Below are 9,385 nucleotides of genomic sequence, written 5' to 3'. Positions count from 1 at the left end.
ACCATCACCAACCAGGTCATTGCCATGCCCAAGCTGCACCGCGTAGCGCGGCTGGCGGCGCTGCTGGCGGCACGCGGCGGTCGCCTGGGCGTGGCCGTGGACCACATCGATGGCATCGAACGCCTGGCCGAAGCCATGGCGCAGTACGGCAGCGACGCGGGCATTGATGTGCTGGTCGAGATCGACGTGGGCCAGGGCCGCTGCGGCGTGCCGCCGGGCGAGGCCGCCGTGCCTCTCGCGCTGGCCGTGTCGCGCAGCCCCCGCCTGCGGTTTGCGGGGCTGCAGGCCTACCACGGGCGCGCCCAGCACCTGGCCAGCAGCGTGGGTCGGCGCGAGACCATCGCCGCTGTCGTTCGCGCGGCGGATCACACGCGCCAGCTCATCGAAGCCGCCGGGCTGCCCGTGCCGCTGATTACCGGATCAGGCACAGGCACCCTGGTTCACGAGGCCGCCAGCGGCGTGTTTGGCGAGTTGCAGGCGGGCTCGTTTTTGTTCATGGACGCAGATTACGCGCGCAACGAACGCGATCCCGCGCAGCCCGCGTTTGAACATGCGCTGTACGTCAAGACCCAGGTGGTGTCGGTGCGCGACACCCACGCCGTGTGCGACGCCGGTCACAAGAGCCACGCCATTGACTCCGGCCTGCCCACGGTGGCCCTGCTGCCCGCCGACCGCACCTTGCGCTATGCCAACGGGGGCGACGAGCATGGCTTGCTCTACGCAGACGCTCCCGATGCCCGCCTGCCCAGCCTGGGACACATGCTCTGGCTCATCCCTGGCCATTGCGACCCCACGGTCAATCTGCATGACTTTTTGATCGGCGTGCGCGGCGGTTTGGCGGCCGGCACGGTGGAGCGCATCATCCGGGTGGATGCACGGGGAGCGCTGACATAGGCGCAGCCCTCTAAAAACCGGCGCTATAGGGGTTCACCTGCCCCGGTGTGAGCTGGCTGCTGGACCACAATCCGGCAACATGAGCCCCAGCCAGATCATCGTCCTTGCCACACCCGTTTTCTTCCTGCTGATCGCCCTTGAGCTGGCCATTGGCTTCAAGCGCCAACGCAACACCTACCGCCTGGCCGATGCCGTCAGCAGCATCAGCCTGGGCATGCTGAGCCAGACCAGCGCAGTGTTCACGCGGCTGCTGCGCATCGGCATCTACACGGCCCTGTTCGAGCATGTGGCGCTGTGGCGCAACGATGCGTTCTGGACCAGCCTGCCCGGCTGGCTGCTGGCGCTGGTGTTCTACGACTTCTGCTACTACTGGCTCCACCGCATGGGGCATGAATCGGCCGTGCTGTGGGCCGCGCACGCGGTGCACCACCAGAGCCAGGACTACAACCTCAGCACCGCGCTGCGCCAGACGAGTTCGGGCGCGCTGCTGGGCTGGATCTTTTATGTGCCCATGGCACTGGCGGGCGTTCCGCCGCTGGTGTTCGGCGTCGTGGCGCTGATTGACCTGCTCTACCAGTTCTGGGTGCACACCGAGCAGGTGGGGCGCCTGGGCTGGTTCGACCGCTGGTTTTGCAGCCCCAGCAACCACCGCGTGCACCATGCCGTCAACGATGCCTATCTGGACAAAAACTACGGCGGCATCCTGATCCTGTGGGACCGGATGTTCGGCACCTTCAAGGACGAAGACGTGCAGGAGAAATGTGTGTACGGCACCCGCGGCCTGCTCAATAGCTGGGACCCACTGTGGGCCAACGCCCAGGTGTACGCGGGGCTGGCGCACGACAGCTGGCACGCACGCAGCTGGCTCGACAAGCTCAAGGTCTGGATCAAGCCGCCGGGCTGGCGGCCTGCGGACGTGGCGGAGCGCTTTCCCCAGCCGGCCTTCAACATGGCGCAGATGGCGCGCTACCACCCACCGATGTCGCGCGCCGTGCAATGGTTTGCACTGGTGCAGTTTGTGCTGCTGCTCGGGGGCGTGGCGGCCTTTTTGTGGCAGGCCGATGCGGCGCCGCTGGCGCACAACGCCGTCTGGTTCGCTGTGCTGCTGACAGTGCAATGGTCGCTGGGCGCTGTGATGCAGGGGCGCCTTCGCATGCTGATGGCGCTGATGCTGCAAAGCGCGGCACTGGCCACGGCCACCAGCGCGCTGGAGTTCACACAATGGCATTGGCTGTTCAAACCGCTGACCATGGCGATTGCTATTATTTTGGTAGCTGCCAGTGCATATTCGACTAGCGCAAGAGGTGCAATAGGTGCAAAAACTCCCTGGGTCTTGCTGATCGCGGCCCTGGGCGGGTCATTGGCGGGGGATGTGTTTCTCATGTTCCAGGGCTTCTTCATCCCCGGCCTGGTGAGCTTTCTGGTGGCGCATCTGTTTTATGTGGCGCTGTTCAAAAGTGGACAGGCATGGTTTCCGCACCGGGGTGCGCTGGTGGCCACGCTGGGCATCGGCACGGCCATGTACGCCTTTCTGTGGACGGGTGGCCTGCCACCTGCACTCCGCGCGCCCGTCGCAGCCTATGTGCTGGTGATTGCGTTGATGGCGGCCCAGGCCATTGGCCGCGCCACCGTGTTGCGCGACGCCGCTTCGCTGTGTGTCGCCATCGGCGCCGGGTTTTTCATGCTCAGCGACTCGCTGCTGGCCACCAACCGGTTTGTGACGCCCCTGCCCATGGCGCAGGTCTGGGTGCTGGCGACGTATTACGCTGCGCAGGCGCTGATCGTGGTAGGCATGCTGCGGGGCACAGCCCGCGCAGAGCCCAGCTCTGCCACGCCCCTCACACCCCAAACAGATCTTGCCCGCTCGCCTTCGGCGGCGTGACCCCCAGGTGGCGGAACGCCGCCAGCGTGGCAATGCGTCCACGCGGCGTGCGCTGCAGGAAGCCCTGCTGGATCAGATAGGGCTCGATCACGTCCTCGATGGTGCCGGCCTCTTCGCCAATGCTGGCCGCGATGTTGTCCAGCCCCACGGGGCCGCCATCGAAGCGGTGGATCACGGCTTCGAGCAGCTTGCGGTCCATCACGTCAAAGCCTTGCGGGTCCACATCGAGCATGGCCAGCGCCTTGTCGGCAATGGGTTTGGTAATGCGCCCATCGCCCTTGACCTCTGCATAGTCGCGCACCCGGCGCAGCAGCCGGTTGGCAATGCGCGGTGTGCCGCGCGAGCGGCGGGCGATCTCGAAGCCACCCTCCTCATCCATCGGTGCATGGAGCAACCCGGCACTGCGCTGGACAATGCGCGCCAGCTCCTCGGCCGTGTAGAACTCCAGCCGCGCCACGATGCCGAAGCGGTCGCGCAACGGGTTGGTCAGCATGCCCGCACGCGTGGTTGCGCCCACCAGGGTGAAGGGCTGAAGGTCCAGCTTGATGCTGCGCGCTGCCGGCCCCTCGCCGATCATGATGTCGATCTGGTAGTCCTCCAGCGCGGGGTAGAGGATTTCCTCCACCACGGGTGACAAGCGGTGGATCTCGTCGATGAAGAGAACGTCGTTCTTTTCCAGATTGGTCAGCAGCGCCGCCAGGTCCTTGGGCTTTTCCAGCACCGGGCCGCTGGTCTGGCGCAGGTTCACGCCCAACTCCGCCGCGATGATGTGCGACAGCGTGGTCTTGCCCAGGCCGGGCGGGCCGAACAGCAGCACATGGTCCAGCGCCTCACCCCGCTTCCTCGCCGCGCCGATGAAGATTTCCAACTGCTCCCTGGCCTTGGCCTGCCCCACATACTCCTGCAAGAGTTTGGGGCGCAGGGCACGTTCGATGGCCTCCTCTTGGGGGGAAACGGGAACTGCGGAGATGACGCGTTTGGCGGGGGCGGTGGAAAAGTCGTCGGTCTGGATGGTCATTGTGCGAGCAGGGAGTGCCTGCGCCTCAGCTTCTGCGCCGAACACTCACTGCGAAGTCCATGCGTAGTACATGGGGCCTTCATACTGGAAATCTTTGTGAACCAGGATCACGAAGTCGCGCTCGGCCGCACTGATGGTGTAGAAATGCGCCCGCGTTTTGGCGTTGTAAAAGCGGTATATCGGCGAGGAATCATTGCCGCTGGCTTTCTGCCCATACCAACTGACAACCTCATAACGGTATTCGGGAAGATTCGCTATGACGTAATCGCGTTCCTCCAAGCTTCCCGAATAGAAATGGGCACCGCTGGCTTCGTTGTAAAAGCGGAATACCGGATCTTTACCTGAACTCGCATTCGGATACGCATAAAAAGCAATATTCTCGTACGCGAATTCCGGCAGGGTATTGATCACGAAATCCCGCTCCGAAGCACTTGCCGTGTAAAAGTGTGCACCAGTCTTGCTGTTGTAGAAGCGGTAAACAGCTGTTCGCCCCGTACCACTGACAGCCGCCGCCAACCAGTTCTTCAATGCAGCGTTGTAGGCCACGTCAAAACGACCATAAAAATCTGACGAGGACTTGTTCGTACAAACTGCGCTCCCTCCGTAGAGGGTGCCTACAACCTTGCCATTCCTGAACAGTGCGGAACCACTGCTGCCTCCTTCGGTCGTGCCTTGGCTCCAGTTGACCCGGTAGTAGTTACCGCTGGTCCCTCCACACGAAAATTGAGTATCAGATATCGTGGTGCAAGTCGATTGGCCGACCACTGCCCCATAGCTCAACTTAAGGAGGTCGCCACGGGGATGGTGCAAACCGATGGTAGAGACTCCTGCAGCCACGGCAGATGCATCCCACCCCGCAAAAACCGCTCCTGCGGGAGGCGTGTCGTTGAGCAAGAGAAACGATGTATCGGTATCGGCACTGGCGTAGAGAAGTTTGGCCCCTCCTACCTTCTTGGTACTCGAACTCTGCAGTGCACCACTGTTACAGCTCGACGAACGGAAGAACCAGTCCGTCTGCAAGGACGAAGCCACGGTCTGATCTGAAATGCAGTGGTTGGCACTCAGGAAGTAAGGCTTGCCACTGGAGCTACCGTCGTTGAGCAATGTGCCTGTGCACAGGTAGGCATTCGCTCCTTTAACAAATACCATGCGCGCGACCGCATTGCGTTCGTTGGCGCCGTCGTTGTAGCAAGTGGCGTCCAGGTTACAGGTGTCGGCATCGCCGATGGCTTTCGCATTCTGCTGAATTTGTTCCTGGTATTCCTGCTCGGTGGGTACGGACAAGTTCGCGAAGATGTGCGACAGCTGGGGTACCGAAATTTGCAAGGTACTCGCGGCAATGCCAAGCGGCAACTCCACTTCCAAGGTCACCTCACCGCCCCCGGTATCAGGTGTCCACCACGTGCGAGCAGCATCCGAACGGTCGCCCGCAGCCTGATTGCGCTCGATCAGTTGGAGAATTTCCTGCCCGGAGATCTCGAACACCTTGTCAGGCGCCGCCTGCGTATAAACGCGCACCACTGCGCTGCCCGGAAGCTGCTGAACAAGCACTCCCAGCCGCAAACCATAGGCCCCTTCCGCGCTGAAGCTCACCGCAGCAACCAGGCCACCCGCAGGTGCTTTGCGCCACTTCCACAGGGCTCCCATCGCAGACACAGACTTGGTCGCCTCCACATCACGGCCTTGCCCCACGAGCCGTGGCCCCACCGAGTCCACGGACTGGGTCTTTTCCGCAGCCAGTTCTGCCAACGCGACCACAGCTGCTGACGGCGCTGCAGTGGCACTGCGGGACTTCACTCGAGAAACATCCTGCACGGCTTCTACAGGCTGAACCCTGCTGTCCACCTGAGACAGCAACGGAGCGTTAGGTGCCGCGTCACCTGTGCCACCACCACACGCCACCAGCAGCGCTGCTGCCGAGAAGAGGGCGGGTACCCAACGCACTACGGAAAACTTTTTCATTGTCTGCATCCTAGAAATCGCTACGACTCACGCTTGCAAGCCTCAAAAGGGTCACCACCAAACCATTGTGGGGCGAACATTTCGGGGCGATTATCAGCGGGCCAACGCCTTCAACGCCAGCTTAATTCCGTCACTCACCCCCACCTCCGCTGGCAGCGCCTTGAGCGCCGCAGCCGCCTCCTTGTCGCTGTAGCCCAAAGCCAACAGCGCCTGCAGAATGTCGGCTTGCGCATCGCTGGTGGCCGCGCCACGCACAGCCCCCATGTCCGCACCCAGCTTGCCCTTGAGCTCCAGCAGCAAACGCTCGGCTGTCTTTTTGCCAATGCCCGGCACCTTCACCAAACGGCCCGCCTCCTGCAGCGAAATCGCCTGCGCCAGGTCACTCACGCCCATCCCGCTCAGGATGGACAGCGCAGTGCGTGGTCCCACGCCGGAGATCTTGATCAGCTCACGAAACGCCTGGCGCTCAGGGGCGGTTGCAAAGCCGTACAGCAGCTGAGCATCCTCACGCACGATGAACTGTGTCAGCAGGCTCACACGCTCTCCCACGGCGGGCAGGTTGTAGAACGTACTCATGGGCACATTCACTTCGTAGCCCACGCCGTGGCAGTCCAGCACCACCTCGGGGGGATTCTTCTCCAGCAGGGTGCCGGTCAATTTGCCTATCATTGATGTCCTTTGACGACGCGGGCATGACATGCCGCGCCGCCGTTCTTGCTGTTTTCCGTTGCCTGACTGGAATTATCCGCGTGATCCTGCGCCACACATTCACCCCCCACAACAACACCCGGCTCACCCACCTGTGTGGCCCGGCCGATGCGCACCTTCGCACCATCGAGGTGGCATTGCAGGTGAGCATTGCGCACCGGCACGAGCAGTTCAAGGTCGACGGCCCCAAGGCCAAGGCCACGCAGGCGATGGAGCTGCTGCAGGCCCTGTATGAGATGGCCGAGCGCCCCATTGGCGAGGACTATATCCAGCTGATGCTGGCGGGCGACAGCGAACTGCTGGAAGCGCCAGACGACGCCATCATCCTCAACACCCGCCGGGCCGACTTGCGTGGGCGCACGCCCACGCAGAACCTATACCTGCAGAACATCGCCACGCACGACATCACCTTCGGCATCGGCCCTGCGGGCACCGGCAAGACGTATCTCGCCGTGGCCAGTGCGGTGGATGCGCTGGAGCGCAGCAGCGTGCAGCGCATCGTGCTGACCCGCCCGGCGGTGGAGGCGGGCGAGCGCCTGGGCTTTTTGCCCGGCGACCTGGCGCAGAAGGTGGACCCGTACCTGCGCCCGCTGTACGACGCGCTGTATGAACTGATGGGGCACGACAAAGTGCAAAAGGCGTTTGAGCGCAACGCCATCGAGATCGCGCCGCTGGCCTTCATGCGTGGCCGCACGCTGAACAACGCGTTCGTCATCCTGGACGAAGCGCAGAACACCACGCCCGAGCAGATGAAGATGTTCCTGACCCGCATTGGCTTTGGTGCCAAGGCGGTGGTGACGGGCGACGTGAGCCAGATCGACCTGCCCAAGGGGACGCTGAGCGGCCTGATCGACGCAGAACGGGTGTTGAAGCGCGTCAAGGGCATCTCGATCACCCACTTCACCAGCGCCGACGTGGTGCGCCATCCGCTAGTGGCCCGCATCGTGGACGCTTACGACGCCCCCCGCCGTGCCGCAGCGGCCCGCACCCGCGACTGAACTCCTAATTTAATAGCTACGCACGCTTATAAATTGGGCACCGGTAGCTTAAAACACCTCAAATGTCCTTAAACCAACTCTCCCTGTCGCTGCAGTTTGGCGCGTTTGACGAAGCCGCCGCCCACCGGGCTGTGCTGCCCCGCCACAAGGTCACGCGCTGGATTCGCCACGCCCTGGCCACCGACGCGGAGATCACCGTGCGCATCGTGGGTGCCGAAGAAGGCCAGCAGCTCAACCGCGAGTACCGCAACAAGGACTACGCCACCAACGTGCTCACCTTCGACTACACGCAGGAGCCGGTGGTGACCGCCGACCTGGTGCTGTGCGCCCCCGTGATCGAGCGCGAGGCGAAGGAGCAAAACAAGAGCCTGGAAGAACACTACGCCCACATGCTGGTGCACGGCACGCTGCATGCCCAGGGGTGGGACCACGAGACGAGCGAGGCCGACGCCGAGGAGATGGAGGCGTACGAGTCCGACATCCTGCGCGAGCTGGGTTTTGAAGACCCCTACGCAACCTGACCGGATTCAGGATTTCCCCGAGAGCCTGCCGATCGCCCACCTGAAAAACGCAGCCGTGGGCAAAGCAGTCGCACCTTTTACGGTCGCAATTCGGACTCGAAAGCGCGGAATCTCCACCTAACATCGGTGCAATGCCGCGCGCGCAACGCCGCGGCCAAGGAGATACTTTGGATACCGCCCTGCTCGTCACCGCCGCCTTCGTCGCTGGCGCCCTCAATGCCGTCGCCGGAGGCGGCAGCTTTCTGACCCTGCCTGCCCTCGTCTTCACCGGCGTGCCGCCCGTGGTGGCCAACGCCACGGGCACGGTGGCGCTGCTGCCGGGCTACATGGCGGGGGCCTGGGGGTTTCGGGAAGACATGCAACCGCCCCCCGGCCTGTCCATGCGGGCAGTGGTGCTGCTGGCCCTCATTGGCGGATCGGCCGGGGCGGCGCTGCTGCTGATCACGCCCGATGCCACCTTTCGCAAGGTCGTGCCCTGGCTGCTGCTGGCGGCCACGGCGATGTTTGCCCTGGGGCCTCGGCTGCGCCAGTGGGCCGGCGCGTCGGCCCATGGCCTCGCCGCGCCGTGGAAGGCGGCCCTGGGCATGCTGGCCGTGGCGGGGTATGGCGGCTACTTCAACGGCGGGTTGGGCATCTTGCTGCTGGCACTTTTCGGCCTGCTGGGGCAAACCCAGCTCAACGCCATGAACGGCATGAAGAACCTGGTCTCTGCGCTGCTCACCGCGATTGCGGTGGCCATCTACGCAGCAGGCGGTATCGTGCTGTGGCCGCAGGCGCTGATGATGATGGTGGCCGCCACTGCAGGCGGCTACGGCGGCGCCCGCGTAGCGCGCAAGCTGCCTGCCAACGTGCTCCGCTGGGGCATCGTGGCTACCGGGCTGGTGATGGCGGCGGTGTTCTTCTGGCGGCAGTGAGCAGCAGCCCCTTGGCCTCGCCGCCAACGCCAAGGTCCACGCCTACGGCGGTACCGGCACCCACACCAGCACCAATGGCAGGCAGCAGCCGCCCGCCGCCCCGCGTGCTGTGGGCCATGCTGCTCACGCTGCTCAGCGGGTTCGCGCTGAGCCAGGCGTTTCGAACCACCACTGCCATCCTGGCCCAGGGGCTGACGGCAGAGTTCGGGCTGTCGCCCGGGTCGCTGGGGGCCTTTGCCGGGCTGTTCGGCCTGTCGTTCGGTGTGGCCCAGTTGCTGATGGGCGTGGGGCTTGACCTGTGGGGCCTGCGGCGCACGGTGCTGACCGCTTTCCCGCTGGCGATTTGCGGGGCCGCGCTGTCGGCGGCAGCGCCCGGCTATGCGTGGCTGATGGTGGGCCAGTTGATGATCGGCGTGGGCTGCTCGCCCGCGTTCCTGGCTTGCACGCTGTTCATTGCGCGGCATTTTCCGGCCGACCGGTTTGCCTAC

Annotated in this window: 9 protein-coding genes; 6 read left to right on the top strand and 3 right to left on the bottom strand. The window is 63.9% G+C overall.

What is annotated here, in order from left to right:
* Nucleotides 1-894: alanine racemase (locus DBR23_RS00530; protein WP_233250199.1), on the top strand; the 894-nt coding region annotated here is incomplete at its 5' end.
* A 79-nt stretch (nt 895-973) separates the two neighbouring features.
* Complete coding sequence (locus DBR23_RS00525) at nt 974-2,776, top strand: lysoplasmalogenase family protein (protein WP_108496957.1); 1,803 nt, start codon at nt 974-976, stop codon at nt 2,774-2,776.
* On the opposite strand, the gene ruvB is transcribed toward DBR23_RS00525, so the two are convergent.
* The 3 genes from ruvB to ruvA all read right to left on the bottom strand — a co-directional run bounded on the left by ruvB (nt 2,733) and on the right by ruvA (nt 6,425).
* On the bottom strand, nt 2,733-3,794 hold the full coding sequence (ruvB, locus tag DBR23_RS00520) for a Holliday junction branch migration DNA helicase RuvB (protein WP_108496956.1): 1,062 nt from the start codon (nt 3,792-3,794) through the stop codon (nt 2,733-2,735). The two genes, DBR23_RS00525 and ruvB, sit on opposite strands and share 44 nt — an antisense overlap.
* A 45-nt stretch (nt 3,795-3,839) precedes the next feature.
* On the bottom strand, nt 3,840-5,756 hold the full coding sequence (locus tag DBR23_RS00515) for a trypsin-like serine protease (RefSeq protein WP_108496959.1): 1,917 nt from the start codon (nt 5,754-5,756) through the stop codon (nt 3,840-3,842).
* Nucleotides 5,757-5,849: 93 nt separating this feature from the next.
* On the bottom strand, nt 5,850-6,425 hold the full coding sequence (gene ruvA, locus DBR23_RS00510; protein WP_108496955.1) for a Holliday junction branch migration protein RuvA: 576 nt from the start codon (nt 6,423-6,425) through the stop codon (nt 5,850-5,852).
* An 80-nt stretch (nt 6,426-6,505) separates the two neighbouring features.
* Here ruvA and DBR23_RS00505 point away from each other — a divergent pair, with 80 nt between their 5' ends.
* The 4 genes from DBR23_RS00505 to DBR23_RS00490 all read left to right on the top strand — a co-directional run.
* A complete protein-coding gene (locus DBR23_RS00505) occupies nt 6,506-7,462 on the top strand; it encodes a PhoH family protein (RefSeq protein ID WP_056059579.1) in 957 nt (318 codons plus the stop codon).
* A 62-nt stretch (nt 7,463-7,524) separates the two neighbouring features.
* Complete coding sequence (gene ybeY, locus DBR23_RS00500; RefSeq protein ID WP_108496954.1) at nt 7,525-7,983, top strand: rRNA maturation RNase YbeY; 459 nt, start codon at nt 7,525-7,527, stop codon at nt 7,981-7,983.
* A gap of 167 nt (nt 7,984-8,150) precedes the next feature.
* Entirely contained in the window at nt 8,151-8,897 is a 747-nt protein-coding gene (locus DBR23_RS00495; RefSeq protein WP_233250198.1) for a sulfite exporter TauE/SafE family protein, read from the top strand.
* Nucleotides 8,898-8,971: 74 nt separating this feature from the next.
* Nucleotides 8,972-9,385, top strand: a 414-nt coding sequence (locus tag DBR23_RS00490) for an MFS transporter (RefSeq protein ID WP_233250197.1), incomplete at its 3' end; no start/stop codon positions are given.

It is taken from the genome of Acidovorax sp. HMWF018, from assembly GCF_003061035.1.
GTDB lineage: Bacteria > Pseudomonadota > Gammaproteobacteria > Burkholderiales > Burkholderiaceae_C > Acidovorax > Acidovorax delafieldii.
Note: the sequence above shows the minus strand (reverse complement) of the source record. Positions and strands in the feature narration are given on the sequence as shown.

Bases quoted from the DNA above. Each gene is read 5' to 3' on its own strand.
- DBR23_RS00515 (WP_108496959.1), bottom strand. From the start codon at position 5,756: ATGAAAAAGTTTTCCGTAGTGCGTTGGGTACCCGCCCTCTTCTCGGCA.
- ruvB (WP_108496956.1), bottom strand. From the start codon at position 3,794: ATGACCATCCAGACCGACGACTTTTCCACCGCCCCCGCCAAACGCGTC.
- ruvA (WP_108496955.1), bottom strand. From the start codon at position 6,425: ATGATAGGCAAATTGACCGGCACCCTGCTGGAGAAGAATCCCCCCGAG.
- DBR23_RS00525 (WP_108496957.1), top strand. From the start codon at position 974: ATGAGCCCCAGCCAGATCATCGTCCTTGCCACACCCGTTTTCTTCCTG.
- ybeY (WP_108496954.1), top strand. From the start codon at position 7,525: ATGTCCTTAAACCAACTCTCCCTGTCGCTGCAGTTTGGCGCGTTTGAC.